The organism is Pectobacterium parmentieri (assembly GCF_001742145.1).
Taxonomy (GTDB): Bacteria; Pseudomonadota; Gammaproteobacteria; order Enterobacterales; family Enterobacteriaceae; genus Pectobacterium; species Pectobacterium parmentieri.
In genome coordinates this window covers 4,209,896-4,225,827 of the sequence record NZ_CP015749.1, presented here as the reverse complement: position 1 = coordinate 4,225,827, position 15,932 = coordinate 4,209,896, and the positions used below count along the sequence as shown (strand labels likewise).

General features: G+C 51.1%; 14 protein-coding genes. 9 read left to right on the top strand and 5 right to left on the bottom strand.

The annotated features are described in order from the left end of the window. Window positions 1–80 precede the first annotated feature (80 nt). A complete protein-coding gene (locus A8F97_RS19135; protein ID WP_033072523.1) occupies window positions 81–986 on the bottom strand; it encodes a siderophore-interacting protein in 906 nt (301 codons plus the stop codon). 490 nt (window positions 987–1,476) lie between these two features. On the opposite strand from A8F97_RS19135, the gene A8F97_RS19130 reads away from it, so the two are divergent. Then, a complete protein-coding gene (locus A8F97_RS19130) occupies window positions 1,477–2,079 on the top strand; it encodes a hypothetical protein (RefSeq protein WP_014702062.1) in 603 nt (200 codons plus the stop codon). 68 nt (window positions 2,080–2,147) lie between these two features. Next, window positions 2,148–2,507 (top strand): hypothetical protein, encoded by a 360-nt coding sequence (locus tag A8F97_RS19125; RefSeq protein WP_014702063.1) that lies wholly within the window; start codon window positions 2,148–2,150, stop codon window positions 2,505–2,507. A 69-nt stretch (window positions 2,508–2,576) separates the two neighbouring features. Here the strand turns inward: A8F97_RS19125 and A8F97_RS19120 are convergent, their stop codons facing one another. The 3 genes from A8F97_RS19120 to A8F97_RS19110 all read right to left on the bottom strand — a co-directional run bounded on the left by A8F97_RS19120 (window position 2,577) and on the right by A8F97_RS19110 (window position 5,721). Next, complete coding sequence (locus tag A8F97_RS19120) at window positions 2,577–2,966, bottom strand: Mor transcription activator family protein (RefSeq protein WP_014702064.1); 390 nt, start codon at window positions 2,964–2,966, stop codon at window positions 2,577–2,579. Between the two features lie 430 nt (window positions 2,967–3,396). Then, window positions 3,397–4,749 carry a glutathione-disulfide reductase gene (gene gorA / locus A8F97_RS19115; RefSeq protein WP_014702065.1) on the bottom strand — a complete coding sequence of 451 codons (1,353 nt, stop codon included), beginning with the start codon at window positions 4,747–4,749 and terminating at the stop codon, window positions 3,397–3,399. Between the two features lie 129 nt (window positions 4,750–4,878). Next, complete coding sequence (locus A8F97_RS19110; RefSeq protein ID WP_014702066.1) at window positions 4,879–5,721, bottom strand: 23S rRNA (adenine(2030)-N(6))-methyltransferase RlmJ; 843 nt, start codon at window positions 5,719–5,721, stop codon at window positions 4,879–4,881. A gap of 368 nt (window positions 5,722–6,089) precedes the next feature. Between A8F97_RS19110 and A8F97_RS19105 the strand changes: the two genes are divergently transcribed. Then, window positions 6,090–6,794 (top strand): DUF1266 domain-containing protein, encoded by a 705-nt coding sequence (locus A8F97_RS19105; RefSeq protein ID WP_014702067.1) that lies wholly within the window; start codon window positions 6,090–6,092, stop codon window positions 6,792–6,794. After that, a complete protein-coding gene (locus A8F97_RS19100; protein ID WP_033072427.1) occupies window positions 6,794–9,523 on the top strand; it encodes a molecular chaperone DnaJ in 2,730 nt (909 codons plus the stop codon). The genes A8F97_RS19105 and A8F97_RS19100 overlap by 1 nt, the downstream gene beginning before the upstream one ends. Before the next feature lie 48 nt (window positions 9,524–9,571). On the opposite strand, the gene A8F97_RS19095 is transcribed toward A8F97_RS19100, so the two are convergent. Then, a complete protein-coding gene (locus A8F97_RS19095; protein ID WP_014702069.1) occupies window positions 9,572–11,263 on the bottom strand; it encodes a molecular chaperone HscC in 1,692 nt (563 codons plus the stop codon). A 220-nt stretch (window positions 11,264–11,483) separates the two neighbouring features. On the opposite strand from A8F97_RS19095, the gene A8F97_RS19090 reads away from it, so the two are divergent. From A8F97_RS19090 to rsmJ, 5 genes are all read left to right on the top strand, one after another. After that, on the top strand, window positions 11,484–11,777 hold the full coding sequence (locus A8F97_RS19090) for a DUF2623 domain-containing protein (RefSeq protein ID WP_005968196.1): 294 nt from the start codon (window positions 11,484–11,486) through the stop codon (window positions 11,775–11,777). Window positions 11,778–11,968: 191 nt separating this feature from the next. Beyond that, entirely contained in the window at window positions 11,969–12,349 is a 381-nt protein-coding gene (locus tag A8F97_RS19085; protein WP_033072426.1) for a hypothetical protein, read from the top strand. A gap of 15 nt (window positions 12,350–12,364) precedes the next feature. After that, window positions 12,365–12,754: a hypothetical protein gene (locus tag A8F97_RS19080; protein ID WP_015731542.1), complete on the top strand. Its 390-nt coding sequence runs from the start codon at window positions 12,365–12,367 to the stop codon at window positions 12,752–12,754. Between the two features lie 254 nt (window positions 12,755–13,008). Continuing rightward, window positions 13,009–15,051: an oligopeptidase A gene (gene prlC / locus A8F97_RS19075; protein ID WP_015731543.1), complete on the top strand. Its 2,043-nt coding sequence runs from the start codon at window positions 13,009–13,011 to the stop codon at window positions 15,049–15,051. Continuing rightward, entirely contained in the window at window positions 15,048–15,794 is a 747-nt protein-coding gene (gene rsmJ / locus A8F97_RS19070) for a 16S rRNA (guanine(1516)-N(2))-methyltransferase RsmJ (RefSeq protein WP_014702074.1), read from the top strand. Before prlC ends, rsmJ begins: the two co-directional genes overlap by 4 nt. Window positions 15,795–15,932 lie beyond the last annotated feature (138 nt).

The following is a 15,932-nucleotide window of genomic DNA, read 5'->3' as shown; positions in this document are numbered from 1 at the left end:
TAATTAAACTGTACGTAATATACGGCAGAGTCTGGCTATACCAAATAAATCTCTTCAGCCAGACACATAGATACTTTCTCTTAGCGATGCGACCAGTAAGCCATAAAGTTGATCGTTTCTTTATCGAGGTGGCGCTCGTCGAGCAGGTAGCGGCGCAGCCGTTTGATGGCGGAAGACTCTCCCGCCGCCCAAGCGTAAAACGGGCGATGTGCCGTTGCCCGCTCCCACAGTAGCGCGTCTTCCGGCGTTTCCTGTGCCGTTTCATCACAGTTAGTGCAGGCGCTGGCGGGGATTTTCACATCCTGTCGCACCGCAGCTAGCAGGCGTTCACCCCATATTGTGCTGCCAGTTTCCTCACGCGGCAGCCAGTGAATCTGGGCAAAAGGGAAGTCGCCCAATGTCACGCAGTCGGCCGCTTTCGGCACTTCAAGAAAAGCCTGTACCGATGGCGGGGAAGGTTGAGCAGCCAGTTGCTCAAGAATCCCCATAACTGCTGGCAGCGCCGTTTCATCCGCAATCAACAGCACCTGCTCCACACCATCGTGCGGTGTCCATTCATAGCCACCGCTGTCGCCATCGGCTTCCGCGTTGGGCGCGACGATCTGTAGCGCGTCGCCCGGCTTAGCATGACTCGCCCAGCTTGAGGCAGGCCCGGTATCACCATGCAGCACAAAATCGATCGCCGCCTGCTGTGATTCACGTGAGACAGAACGCAGCGTATAGGTGCGCAGAATCGGACGGTGCTCACGCGGTAGCGCCAGATAGTCCTGATACCATGTGTCGCTTACCGCCATCGGCACCTGTTCCCCGCTTTCGCTGGCGAACAGCAGTTTGATGCGCTGATCCGGCGCGTCCAGTTTCATCTGGCGCACTTCCGGGCCGGTGAACACACAGCGAACAAGCGAGGGCGAGAGCAGCGTCTTGCTCTCTAAACATACATTGAACAACCGATAGGCTGAAGACGTCGTGCGATTAGCTAAAGACATAGTGAGAAAGCCGATATGTTTTGTAAGGGAAAAATCAGTCAGCGGGATAAAACCCATTCACCGCAACTTATCACAAACAAAACACTAACGATAATCATTATCACTCTGTCATCTCAAAATACTGCGACACATACACATTATAGAAAAATAGGAAACCCAAGGCAGGCAAAGCGTTGCTCCCAGTCATGCTAATCTAACCTCACCTTATAAATTCTGTTTTCCCCTCGATGTACTATCCCCAAGAGGGCTAGAAAATTAACAGCAGGCTGAATTATTCCCAATAAATATCTGTGCTATAAACTCGTTAATTATTCATTTTCTCCCGCTGGCATTACTGAACCATCTAACTATATCAATAAAAAGATTACTGACAGACTCAAAAAATCATAACAATAATTAACAGGACTTACTTCCCTATTATTTTGAATATAGTCCTGTGGATAATAGTGATTGAGCCTAATATTGGGTTCATAATAAAGAGGAATACACTATGTCTAATCAATACAGCGTTGAGTTTATCAACAAATCAAGTAATTCAGGCAATGTAGCAATCTTTCAAAAGGCACCGGACCAGAAGGCGCGGAATATTTTCTCACTGGCATGGTTCAGCAAGTTCGTGAATCCGAACGTGCACGAAACCTTCCGCTGGAACATTGATTACTCTTTCGTCTGGTCAGATACCGGGGAAGTCAAACCTGGTGTTATTTTTGAAGGGGGCGAAGAAATTCCTGCCAACCTTCAGTCAGCGAATACCATCACATTAGACTACAATGGAGGGTATCTCTTTGGCCCGACATCATTCACTGGCCAAGCGGGTTCACTCTATATTGATGAAAGCGGCAACGTTCCACTCAAGCAGGCTGCTGTCGGTATTGGAATGAGCAATGCAGGAACCTTCGTGCAGGCGGCACAGCCAAATTTACATATTGAGTTTATCCCACATCCTTCTTACTGGATTGTATTTGGTAACTATGAAGAAGGTGAAATTCTGGATATTGAGCAAATCAGCGATGCCGTTGAATTAGTGTTTGAGCCAAACATTTACAGCGTTGTCGCTACACTGCAACAAAACAATACCTGGACGGTTTCCTGATCCAGCAATCGGAAGGCAGGAGAGTTCCTGCCTTCCCCATCCCCTGTATTTTCTTTTGGAGAAATAATATGTCTGATATTTATATCATTGATCAAGGTGTACAAAGCGGTCCTTTCAACCAAATGCAGGCAGAAAAGGAGTTAGCAGAATACCTTGAGAAAAATCGCTACGCCAACATGAAACAAGCCATGAATGATGTGACATTTGGAAGAGGGAAAGCGACAGGCAGCTACACCTATGATGGTCAGCCCGTGCTACATGCTTCTTCTGGCAATAGTCAAAAAAGCGTGAGTATCTTTTTCTACCATACCGAAACACATGATTACCTGATCGCAATGGGAGAACATAGAACGCCAACAACCTACCTATTAACCGACTTTGGGCAAAAATCTGGAGATTTCAAAATCGGTAAAACTATTTCACTTTAAAAAATCAACAAATAAAAAGCATCCACGCTGTCTTGGATGCTTTTTATTTATCAATGCTATTCATACGCTTTATTTATACACAGTCTTCTTGATATTAGCCACTTGCCTTACTCCGAGGTTATATATTTTAGCAACTTCCGTCCGCGATTTCCCCCTATCTAATAAATTGATTATTTCACGATTACGTAACTGCCTGTCAATATTTTTAGCGTGGGGAACATCGATACTTAAACCACCAAATTCCTGACATAATCGCGCTACAGAATCTCCATTGATATCTAAGCAAAAACACTTCGGTGATTTGGGAATATATTTGCATTGCCCACCAAATAATTTTGAAAAAATATAGGCATCCTCTAACCCCATGATATCAATTAACTCCTGAAATTGATCAGGTAATTTCTTTATATCAAGCCCATAGAAAAAATCATTATGTGCCGCACTTTCTTTATAGCTCATAGAACCATTCCTTGTGTTGTTTCTGTGATTTTGATGACATCACATTTACAACGCTCAAACGATAGGGAAACAATTCATGCTATAGATTATTTTCAGATTTAAGACAAGCTACCTAACCATAGACTCCATTAGTAAAAAAACGATAAGGTATCCTATTTCCGTAGAGGAAAAGGAATACAATAAGCATTGTAATATAGATACATTAATTAGCAATAAATTAAATTATTCAATAAATAATTATATTGGTATCTATTTGTTGGCAAAAAATCGAAGATTGGATCGGCTCACAGCACCAACGGAGCACGTACCATTTGAAAAAATCAGTTAGACCAGGTTATACCTTCATAAAACATACTGGCCAAATAGTTCACTATTCAACCAGCATATTTTCGTCTTCCAGAAAAGCAGTAAGACCCGCTTCCCTAGACTATTACCGCATCGTCACAAACTCTTCCGACGCAGTCGGATGGATAGCGACGGTGTTGTCGAAATCTTTCTTGGTTGCGCCCATTTTGACGGCAACCGCGAAGCCTTGCAGCATCTCATCCATACCAAAGCCGATGCCGTGGATACCGACGATTTTTTCTTCTTTGCCCACGCAGACCAGCTTCATGCGGCACGGCTGGCGGTGCTGCGTGACAGCGGTGTACATCGCGGTGAAGGCGGACTTATACACTTTCACTTGTTCGTCGCCGTACTGCTCACGCGCCTGTGGTTCGGTTAACCCAACGGTGCCAATCGGCGGGTGGCTGAAGACGACGGTCGGGATATTACTGTAATCCAGATGCTCGTCCGGTTTGTTGTTAAACAGACGCTCGGACAAACGACGCCCCGCCGCGACAGCAACCGGCGTTAGCTCGACGGCACCGGTGTTATCGCCGACAGCGTAAATGCCAGAAACGTTGGTGTTCTGGAATTTATCGACATTGATGTAGCCTTTGTCGTTCAGCCCCACACCGGTAACGCTCAGGTTCAGGTTATCCGTCGCGGGTTCACGACCAATCGCCCAAATCAGGCAATCAACGGTTTGTGACTGCCCGTTTTCCAGTTCCAGCGTCAGGCTACCATCGGCATTCTTCACAATTGCCTTCGGGATCGACTCGGTATGCAGCGTCGGCCCTTCGGTGTTCATCACTTCCACCAGCGTATCGACGATCAGCGGATCAAAGCTGCGCAGCGGGGCATGTTTACGCACAAACAGGTGAGTTTCAGAGCCCAACCCGTTCAGCACGCCAGCAATCTCCACTGCGATATAGCCTGCACCGACGATAGCGGTACGCTTCGGCAGCGCATCCAGTTCAAAGAAACCGTCGGAATCAATACCGTATTCTGCACCTGGGATATCAGGGTGAACCGGGCGTCCGCCCGTCGCAATCAGAATATGGTCAGCCGTAATTTTTTCGCCGTTCACTTCCACCGTGTGCGCATCAACAAAACGGGCAAAACCGTGGATGACATCAACCTTGTTCTTGCCCAACACATTATCGTAGGACTGGTGAATACGATCGATGTAGGCGCTACGGTTCTTGACCAGCGTGCCCCAGTTAAACTGATTCACCGTGGTATCGAACCCATAATCCGGGCCGTACTGATGGATCGCTTCGGCAATCTGCGCCGCATGCCACATCACTTTCTTCGGCACACAGCCGACGTTGACGCAGGTACCGCCCAGATATTTCGCTTCGATCAACGCACATTTTTGTCCATGCATCGCCGCGCGGTTGATAGACGCGATACCGCCGCTGCCGCCGCCAATAGCAAGATAGTCATAGTGTTTGGTCATCAGTGTATCCATGCTTAAGTGAATAAAATTTGCCTAGAGTGTAACGCCAGAGCCACGTGACCAATAAAGGTTATGCCTATGGTTACAATAGGAAAAACCGACCGCGTCGCCCACAACAGTCGCCGCGTATTATTCTGGGACGATTTGCTCCACTAGCGTATGCCCGGTGCCTTCTGGTACCAGCACGCTATGCAGCCACGGCAACACGCTCTTCATCTGCGCCGCCAGCTTCCACGGCGGGTTAATCACAATCATGCCCGACGCCGTCATACCGTAGCGGTCGCTGTCCGGCAGCACCGCCAGCTCAATTTGCAGAATGTTGCGAATGCCCGTGGCTTCCAGTTCTTTCAGCATGCGCTTGATATGCTGACGTAGCACCACTGGATACCACAGTGCAAATACGCCCGTGCCAAAGCGTTTATGCCCTTCCTTAATGCCTTTAACCACGGCCTGATAGTCCGTCTTCAACTCATAAGGCGGGTCGATCAGCACAAATCCGCGACGAGAAAGCGGTGGCAACTGTGATTTCAACTGCTGATAGCCATCGTCACGCGACACTTTGGTACGCACATCTTTCTGAAATTCATTGCGCAGCAGTGGGAAATCGCTGGGGTGCAGTTCGGTCAGGTGGAGTTTGTCGTACTCGCGCAGTAGCTGACGCGCAATCAACGGAGAACCGGGGTAATAGCGCAGTTGTCCGTTGTGGTTATAGGTGTGCACCGCCTGCATGTAAGGTTCGAGTTCAGCCGGAATATCGTCACGCTGCCAGATCTTCGCGATGCCATCCAGATACTCGCCTGTACGCTCGGCGTGTGGGCCGCTAAGCTGATAACGTCCGGCACCCGCGTGGGTATCCAGATACAGGAAAGGTTTTTCTTTCTCTTTCAGGGCCGTGATGATCAGGCTCTGAACGGTGTGTTTCAGCACATCGGCGTGATTGCCGGCATGGAAACTGTGGCGGTAACTTAGCATGCTTGCTTCCGGTGAAGTTTTTATAAATAACGTCGATTAGCTGACAGTATATACTCTAAATAATTCAAGTTTCAGGCAGCCGTTGCAGTGGCCCCAACGGGCGAGGTCCACGTAAGTGGGCCGAGTAGCGCAGCCAACGTACATGTAACTTGAAGTATGACGAGTATAACCGTCTGCGGCAGAAAATATCCCCTCAATACCAAAACAACGCTTCACCCTGCGAATCGCCGCGCAAAGCAGCAATTTTTATCGTCTTAAATCAGTAAATTGTGAAACATAGCCGTTTTTCATCCGATTGAAAGCTACCGCTATTCAGATACATAAAGTACGATCGCGCGCTAACCATGATGGAATTGGACGTTCTTCTGATGGAACCTGAATATCAGCGCTGGCTGATGGCACTTTCCGCCCCGATGGTGGCACTTAATATCAAGTACGGTGCCCGCTTCAGCGACCCAACCTTTTATGAACCCGGTGAAACCATCAGCCTGAGCAATAGTTGGGGCATAACGTCCCGCGAAGGGCTGATCTCAATGATTAACGATATGACAGACGGCGGCCATGCCGAACGCCTGGCGTATGACTATCAGCTTTGGCACCACCTGACGGCATCCGAATGGCAGCGACATTGCACCAGTCAATCTGAAGATGCGCAGGGTACACTCGCGCTGATAGCCGAAACGGCCGCACTATGCGGTGCCGGTGGGATCCGGGCCTGGGATCTGGGCCGCATGAGTTTCCTGAGCCGCATCGGATTACTCAACGGCTGGATTAGCGAAAAAGAGAACCTGTGGATCCACACCCGACTTGCTGGCAGAGCACGTTATTATTACCGCAGTTGGGAAAATTATTACGCTGCATTCTTGATCGGCCGCACTTACTGGCTCGCCTCAGATGAAGGCGATCCAGAGTGCCAGCGCTACATTTTCAGCAACTGTAGCCAGATTCCTGACTACATCGACCAAATCGGCACGCTCTACACCCATCCAGATTGCCCGATTCATGACCTCGACTGGGATGTTGATCCAATAGAAATGGATAAGCCCGAGTCCTTACCAGAAGCGGAAATATAATGGACACACTGTGCTGGCAGCGACTCGGCATTGCACCGACTCAAGATCTGGATGTTATCCGTCAGGCTTATCGTCAGAAAGTGCCACAGTTTCACCCAGAAACCGATCCCGATGGCTTTAAACAGTTGCGCGAGGCATACGATGCTGCCTGCAAGCTGGCGAAAAACCCGGTGCTGTTGGGTGATGAAGAACACGCTAATACTGGATCGCGCGACGCGGCTTCGTCAACCGAGAATGCCGCTACTGATAACGCCGATCCCCAGGCTGAAGCGCTGGTTAGCGCGTTTGATCGGCTGTTAAGCAACCCAGCCGAACGCGTGGTTCCGCTGTATTGGGAACGTTACATCCAGTTGCTGAATCAGCAGGCTTTCGATGTGATCGATCGTATTCGCTGGCCGCTACTCCAGCGCCTCATGCGCGAGTCTTGTATCTCAATCCACTGTGTCCGCGTACTGGCCGAACGCCTACGCTGGCAGCAGCGACAGGGAGAACTATCTGGCGATGGCGTGGAAGAAATCCATCACTTCCTCGACTCGCTCGGTTATGAGGATCTGTTCGATTTTTCCTTGCTGTCACACCTGAGCTTGCCCGCACAGCTCGAAACCATCTTCTATTTTCATCAGGCTAATAGCACGTACTGGAACCGCCCGGCATTTATGCTGAGCATGCTGCTGCGTAATCCGACGGCCATTTATTGGCCTGACATCCCAGCGCTGATGCAAAAGCTCGCACGCTGGCACAACCACGCGGGTGTTCCCAGCGCCATACTACGTGATTACTGCCTGCAACAGTTGGACGCCGCGCCGAACGACGCCGAATGGCTCGCACTCAGCGCCAATCTCTGTTCACTTACCGGAGAGGACGAGCAAGCCTTCACGCTGTGGTTGACGCTTTATCAGCAAACCCACCACGCACAGGCTGAACAATGGCTGATCGGCTGGTGTCAACAACATCAGCCGGACGCCCTTCCCTTACTGATTCAGTCGCTCAATGATACTCCAGCACCCGATCTGACAGGGCTAGCGCTGGACGATCCACGCCAGCGTTTCTTCATTTCACAGCACAATACCCACATGCTGATTCGCTGGGGAGAAGCGCTGAAATTGCCGCTGTCGCCCATGGCGAAAAGCTACACGCTCTGGAAGCTGGGAAAACAGGATCTGCGAGGCATCTATCAGCACTTGCTGCTACATAGCGGGGACACGATTCAGGATCGCCTGTACTGGCACGCCTGTATGTTAACCGTGGGTAATGAGCACTTGTTACAGGATATTCTGGCGCAGCCGTTGCCCGATGAACCGCTGTATGCGTTGATCTTACAAGGGTTGCAGTTTCAGGCGAGGCAGCGCTTATCCTGGCTGAAAACCTCCGGGGCGATTCACACCTTCACGGAGTGGCTGTATTCAGAGTCAGAAGAAGAATTGCCGAGCGCGTGTACCGACCAGAAATCGTCCGCCTGGCTGCAAGTGCAAGCCTGGTTGCGGCAATGGCGCCCGCTGTCGCTGAACCAGCTTAACAAGCTGTATAGCAGCAGCATCCACACGGAGGAAATCGACCCAATCAACGATTGTCTGGTCGAACTGTCCGCACGTTACGCGTGTGATGTCTCTCTGGCACCGCAAGGGGGAAATACGCCGCAGGATCTCAGCGCCAGAGAGGAACTGAGGCAGGCTATCTTCATTGCATTAATGATGACCGATCCAATATCTTGTCTGGGTTTACCGCGCCAGTCGGTGCTACCCGAACTGGCTTTAACCCACCCAGCACACTCACTTTCTCGACTCTTCCGCAAGGCGGAATGCCGCGATGGCGATGCGGCCACGCCGCTGAAAAAGCAGCTAGTGCTCACTGACCCGCTGCACTATCACTGTTGGATGAATTTCCCTGTCTCTATCGAGGAATATCTCACCAGCGGGGAAATTTATGGCGAGTCCGCCGCCAGCCATTTTTATCTTACCGATGATCGCTGGCAAGCAGAGCTAGCGAAATCCCCCCTCATCTATCAGATCTTTTTCCACGCGTTTTACGCCTTGATGGGGGACGAAGAACAAGCAGGGCAACACCGTGAGCGGCTGGCAGATCTACCCGTTGAAACACAGCAGGAAGATGATATTCGTACCGCCTTTATCGAAGAATCGGATGAGCTGGAAAAACCATTAAAACAGCTCTCTGACGACAAACGCATCACGCTCGTCGGCCAGTTGATTCAAAGCTACGCGAAGAATCACGAATACTTATTTGATAATAGCGATCAACGCTTTTTAACCGAACATCTGTTCTATCCGCATGAAGACATCACGCTGAAATTGATCGCAAAAGTGCTGCTGCAATGCACCGATCGGCGAGAACGTCAGTTCAGCCTACTGCAGGCCAGAAAAAGCGACTGGTGGCAATTTTGGCGCACCAACACACGCATTGGTCGTATCGGTTTCCTGATACAAGGTGGATTGGGGAGTTATTGTCTTTACCGAGCAAGCGACTGGCTAGGGTCGCCACCGCCGTATATTGAAGGGCTACTGATGGTGCTAATGGTCTGCAATTTACTGAGTGCCGTGCGTCGCCGCTATAACGATGTCGGCGTTCGTGCGCCATGGGGTATGAGTTTCTTCAGCCTACTCATACCGGTATGTTTGCTGATCCCACTGCTGGCGCCAAGCCTTAACCGCTGGAATAAATTCGGTCCACCGCCGCGCGGCAAGAAAGCCGACACCGATACCACGTTTGCCTGATGAAAATGATTCGGGCGGTACAGCACGTACCGCCCAATTAGACGCACGTTAGCAGGACACCTCATCCAGATACTGCTCAATACGCTGCCGTGTTTCATCAATTGCCGGGGCGTATTGCTCCACCAGCACCTGTTCAAAGTCACGCAGCCAGAAGCCGATCTGTTCCCGTTCTTCCAGACGCGTCTGCGCCCAGGCTTTTTCCAGTCGCGCCAGCAGATTACGATTCATCAGATTGTCTCTGGGGTGGATCTTCAACGTTTGCAGTTTCTGATGGCTTTTCTGCTGTTGCTCGGCACTGAGCCCCGTCGGGCTACGGTCGATCACTTTCGTGAAATTATCACCGCTGTCCGGCAGGTTAACATCCACTTCCAGCAACCCATTGATGTCATAGCTGAAACGCACCTCAATAGATTGCTTATAGGATTTCGCTTTTATCGGCATGGTGAATTCATCGATAAACACGTTGTTATCGACATAAGGGCTTTCCCCCTGATAGATCGCGATGCAGATGCTGTCCTGCCCGGGTGAACCCGTGGAAAATGTTTCTACCCGCGAGGTCGGCACCACCGTATTGCGCTCCAGTATCGGGGAGAACAGGCCGTTTTGCCGATCGTTGGCAGTTTTAATACCGAGGGTGTACGGACAAACGTCTGTCAGGATCACCTCTTCAATGTCCTGCTCACGTAACCGGCAGGCGGCCTGTACCGCCGCGCCTTTGGCAACAACGGTATCCGCATCCAGATGCTGATAAGGCAATTTGCCAAACAGCCTGACCACCAGCTTCTGGATAATCGACATCTTCGATGCCCCACCAACCAACACCACGTGGTCTAGCTGCTCTGGTTTCAGGCGAGCATCGTGCAATGCCTGCTCTATCGGCGCACGAATACGGTTCATCAACGGCAGCCATGCGGCTTCGATCGCGTCATTATCCAGCACGATGCGCCAGTCTTCTTCGCGCCAGTGCCATACCAGTTCATTTGATTGAGACGGAAAACCGGGCTGACATTTCAGCGCTTCAGCATGGCTGTAAAGGCGCGCCAGATCGGTCGCGGGAATCACCGAATCCTCAAGTTTCCACGCATTCAGGCAGGTTTTCACCACAGCCTGTGTGAAATCTTCGCCACCCAGATAATTGTCGCCCGCCGAGCTATGCACTTCGATCAACGGAAAGGCGTATTCCAACACGCTGACGTCGAAAGTCCCCCCGCCTAGGTCGAAGACCAGCGTGCGTCCCAGTTCCTGCGTGTGTAAGCCGTAGGCCATAGAAGCGGCGGTGGGTTCATTGATTAAGCGAACCGCATTCAACTCTGCCAGTTCCGCCGCAAAACGCGTCTGCTTACGCTGTTCATCGCTGAAATAGGCGGGCACAGAGATCACCACATCCTTGATGGGATGCCCAAGGTAACTTTCTGCATCAGCTTTGAGCGATTTCAGCACCATGGCCGACAACTCAGCAGGAGAGAATGTTTTATCCCCAAGTCTGAAGGTTTTCTTGCTCCCCATGTAGCGCTTAAACAGCGACGCCGACACCTGTGGGTGCGTCGTCAAGCGGGAAATCGCAGGTTTACCCACCAGGATACTACCGTCTTCATCAATGCTGATAGCCGAGGGGGTGAAGTTATCATTCAGCGCATTCGGTATCAGGCGGGCCTCACCATTTTGCCAAACGCTAATCAGGCTGTTTGTCGTGCCCAGATCGATACCAATAGCCAGAGAAGCGGCTTGCGGGTGCGTCATGCTGTTATTCCTTAATTAACTATTCCGTACACTGCATATTCCCAGAGTGCCTATCAGGCGCCAACAATTAGCCCGTTCAGCAAGCAGGACAATAGTATATACACCTTGGTCAGGAAAAGACCGCGCACAACGGATTCAGGAATATTTTTCAACAGATCTGGTGAGTGATAAATAAGCGTTATATCATTAAGTATATAACGATCATTCACGGAGCATTATCATGGGAAACCATTTTGAGCGAGGCGTCCTCGCGGGGCTGAGATCCGCTAACCCAAAATCCACCAACGACATTAATCCTTATTGCTACGATTATCGGCGTGGCTATATCTGTGGCTATGCTCACAATCTGGCGGAAACCAAAGGCGACCGCCAGCAGGCCGCCTTCGAGGCCGGGTTGTTATCACGCCGCTACGGTCTGGAGAGGGAGAGAGTCGCAGAGTTCTTTACCGAACAAGGCAACCCCTACGCGATTCGGTTTTTTTATGCCGGCTACGATGCGCACACGCCGCGCTAGTTGATGCAAGTTAGCGGTGTTTCGCGTAAGTCGAAGTTAATGGGGATCGTGATGGCGAGCTGCGCGTTATCCCCACGAGCTCCGCTATACTACAGTCGATAATCCAGAGTTAATCAGAGATAGAGTTACCTATATCCGTCATACTGTTAGCCACTTGAAGTATGACGAGTATAAACTTGGAATAACCGATTATGACCGATGCGAAATATACCCGCAATTTTGAAGAAATTATCACTTATGGCTTTGAAGCCATTGATCCAGATGAAAAAATTGAGGTAAACCTGAAAGACCTGCTGTATGTCTACGGCGTATTACAGGAGTACATGCGTTTTTTTCATCAGCCGGAACACTATCAAACATTGGATGATGTGATTGCGTTTTTAGGGTCGAATAAAGACAATGCTGGCTTTCAGATACTCAGTACAGCCATATATAAAAAAATGAGCGGTATGTTTCCGTTACATATTGATGAAAAATTTGATAACGGGGATTTTGATCCACCGCAGTTGCCTTTTTACTATGATGAAAAACGACATAAGACTCCTAATAAAACGCGTAATGACAATGAGTAAAAGGCATCTGATTTCATGATCCGCAAAGAATGGAACGAACATCTGCAAATCGCAGAATGGCAGCCTGAACATTTACAATATCGCAGTAAATGGGCCTGTTTTTACTGCCGTACCGCTTTTGTCCGTTTCCAAAGTCAGCAGCAGGCTGTGCGCTGCCCGACATGTGAAGCAATAACGTCAGACATGGGATATCTGTTTCAGCCCCCGCCCAAGCATAATAAAAAAGCCTGGGCCATTGTCCAATTATTGGCCAAACACCACATTGCTTATCACCGGGTAGGCGCGGTTGCATTTATCAATGCTTTTATTACTGAATACGGGAAATCACCGTTGAAAGCGGTACAGAAAAATATCGATCTTTATCTGGCAGATAAAAAGCAGGATGTGGCAACGCATAGAGTATAGGATAAGAAACCGACATATCCGTTACACCTATTACTAATACCTTCTGGGGGAAAATTGCGTCAATCCCCTACACTTGCCCACGCATTAACCACTGGCATCCCCTTTCGCTATGAGTACGTAATCCACCATTGATTTTCACGGCACTTGACCTCATCTTAGTGATTAATCCGCAGTAGATATCCGCCTTGCTGGTCTCTCTTCAACAGATTCCACTTACTGGCAACGAGATCACCCACAATTATCAGGACGGCACCATGACGAATCCATTACTGACCTCATTTACCCTGCCCCCGTTCTCCAGCATTAAAACGGAAGATATTGTCCCGGCAGTAAAATCCGCGTTGGATGAATGCCGCGAAACGGTAGAACGTGTGGTCGCGCAAGCGGGGCCGTTTACGTGGGATAATCTGTGTCAGACGCTGGCAGACAGCGACGATCGCCTTAGCCGCATTTTTTCCCCCATCGGTCATCTGAATGCGGTGAAGAACAGCCCGGAGCTGCGCGGTGTTTATGAACAATGTCTGCCGTTGTTATCCGAGCACAGTACCTGGGTTGGCCAACATGCCGGGCTGTATCAGGCCTATCGCAGCCTACGTGACGGCGAACATTACGCCACACTGAGTTTGGCACAGAAGAAATCCGTTGATAACGCGCTGCGCGATTTTGAATTGTCCGGTATCGGCCTGTCGCCGGAAAAACAGAAACGCTATGGCGAAATTTCCGCTCGACTGTCTGAACTCGGCTCGCAGTACAGCAACAACGTGCTGGATGCTACGATGGGCTGGAGCAAGTTGATTACCGACGTCGCCGAGCTGGATGGTATGCCGGAAAGCGCGTTGGCCGCCGCCAAAGCGCAGGCGGAAGCCAAGGAGCAGGATGGCTGGTTGCTGACGCTGGATATCCCGAGTTACCTGCCGGTGCTAACCTACTGCACCAATCAGGCACTACGTGAAGAGATGTACCGCGCGTTCGGCACCCGCGCATCCGACCAAGGGCCGAACGCGGGCAAGTGGGACAACAGCGAAATTATGGCGGAAGAGCTAGCGCTGCGTCACGAACTGGCACAACTGCTGGGCTTCGACAGCTATGCACACAAGTCGCTGGCAACCAAAATGGCGGAAAACCCGCAGCAGGTACTCGATTTCCTGACCGATCTGGCGAAACGAGCCCGTCCACAGGCTGAAGAAGAACTCGCACAGTTGCGCGCCTTTGCCAAAGAACACTACGGCGTAGAGGAATTGCAGGCCTGGGATATCACCTACTACAGCGAACAACAGAAGCAACACCTGTATTCCATCAGCGATGAGCAACTGCGGCCGTACTTCCCGGAAAACCGCGCGGTGAATGGCCTGTTTGAAGTGGTTAAACGCATCTACGGCATCACAGCCAAAGAGCGTAACGATGTGGACGTGTGGCACCCGGATGTTCGCTTCTTCGATCTGTTCGATGAACGCGGTGAACTGCGCGGCAGCTTCTACCTCGATCTGTATGCCCGTGAACACAAGCGTGGCGGGGCGTGGATGGATGACTGCGCAGGTAAACTGCGTAAAGGTAACGGCGAGCTGCAAAAACCGGTCGCCTATCTGGTTTGTAACTTCAACCGCCCGGTCAACGGCAAACCCGCTCTGTTCACCCACGACGAAGTCACAACCCTCTTCCACGAGTTCGGTCACGGCTTGCACCATATGCTGACCCAGATCGATACCGCCGGCGTGGCGGGCATCAACGGTGTACCGTGGGATGCGGTCGAACTACCGAGTCAGTTCATGGAAAACTGGTGCTGGGAACCCGAAGCGCTGGCCTTTATTTCCGGCCACCACGAAACCGGCGAACCGCTGCCGCAGGAACTGCTGGATAAAATGCTGGCGGCGAAAAACTATCAGGCTGCGCTGTTCATTCTGCGTCAGTTGGAATTCGGCCTGTTCGATTTCCGTCTGCATGCCGAGTTTAACCCTGCAAAAGGCGCGCAGATCCTGCCAACGCTGGCGGAAGTCAAAGCGCAGGTAGCCGTAGTGCCAAGCCCAAGCTGGGGTCGTTCCCCACACGCATTCAGCCACATCTTCGCGGGCGGTTATGCCGCAGGCTACTACAGCTACCTGTGGGCCGACGTACTGGCAGCCGATGCCTACTCTCGCTTTGAGGAAGAAGGGATCTTCAACCGCGAAACCGGTCAGTCATTCCTGGATAACATCCTGACCCGCGGCGGTTCTGAAGAGCCAATGGAGCTGTTCAAACGCTTCCGTGGTCGTGAACCTCAGCTTGATGCCATGCTCGCGCATTACGGCATCAAAGGATGAGCATCTGCTTAATCGCAGAAGAAGGCGCCGATAGTGGCGCCTTATCTTCTTTAGCCGAGCGCTGGGGGTTAGTTTCCGATCCTGATGCGGTAATGGCGCTGGTGCTAACGGCGGAACGTCTGGAACTACGCAAGCAGGATGAGCCGAAACTCGGCGCTATCTTTGTCGATTTCGCTGCCGGGACAATGGCACACCGCCGTCGCTTTGGCGGCGGACGCGGTGAAGCCGTTGCCAAAGCCGTGGGTATCAAAAAAGATTATCTGCCGGATGTCGTAGATGCGACCGCCGGACTGGGCCGTGATGCCTTCGTGCTGGCAGCGTTAGGCTGTCGGGTACGCATGGTAGAACGTAATCCGGTCGTTGCAGCACTGCTGGATGACGGGTTACAGCGTGGCTATCAGGACGCGGAAATTGGCCCATGGCTGCGGGAACGGCTCACGCTACTACACGCATCGAGTATGACCGCGCTGCGTGACATCACGCCGCCGCCGGATGTGGTTTATCTCGATCCGATGTTTCCGCACAAACAAAAGAGTGCGCTGGTGAAGAAAGAGATGCGGGTGTTTCAGTCGCTGGTGGGTGCGGATAACGACGCCGATGCGCTGCTGGAACCCGCACGCGCGTTGGCGAAGAAACGCGTCGTGGTGAAGCGACCGGACTACGCACCGCCGCTGGCTGGCGTACCAGCACAGTCCATGCTGGAAACCAAAAGCCACCGCTTTGACTTTTACCTCCCCGCCTGACACAGACACACCTCGCCGCTACGCCGCTAAACGCGTCAGCGGCTAAAAACTTAGCCTGCTTCGCATTTCCTATGCTGCCTTTGCAAAGCTTGTGGCACAACTGAGAAGCAAATCGCATAATTTCACGCTATCACTTCT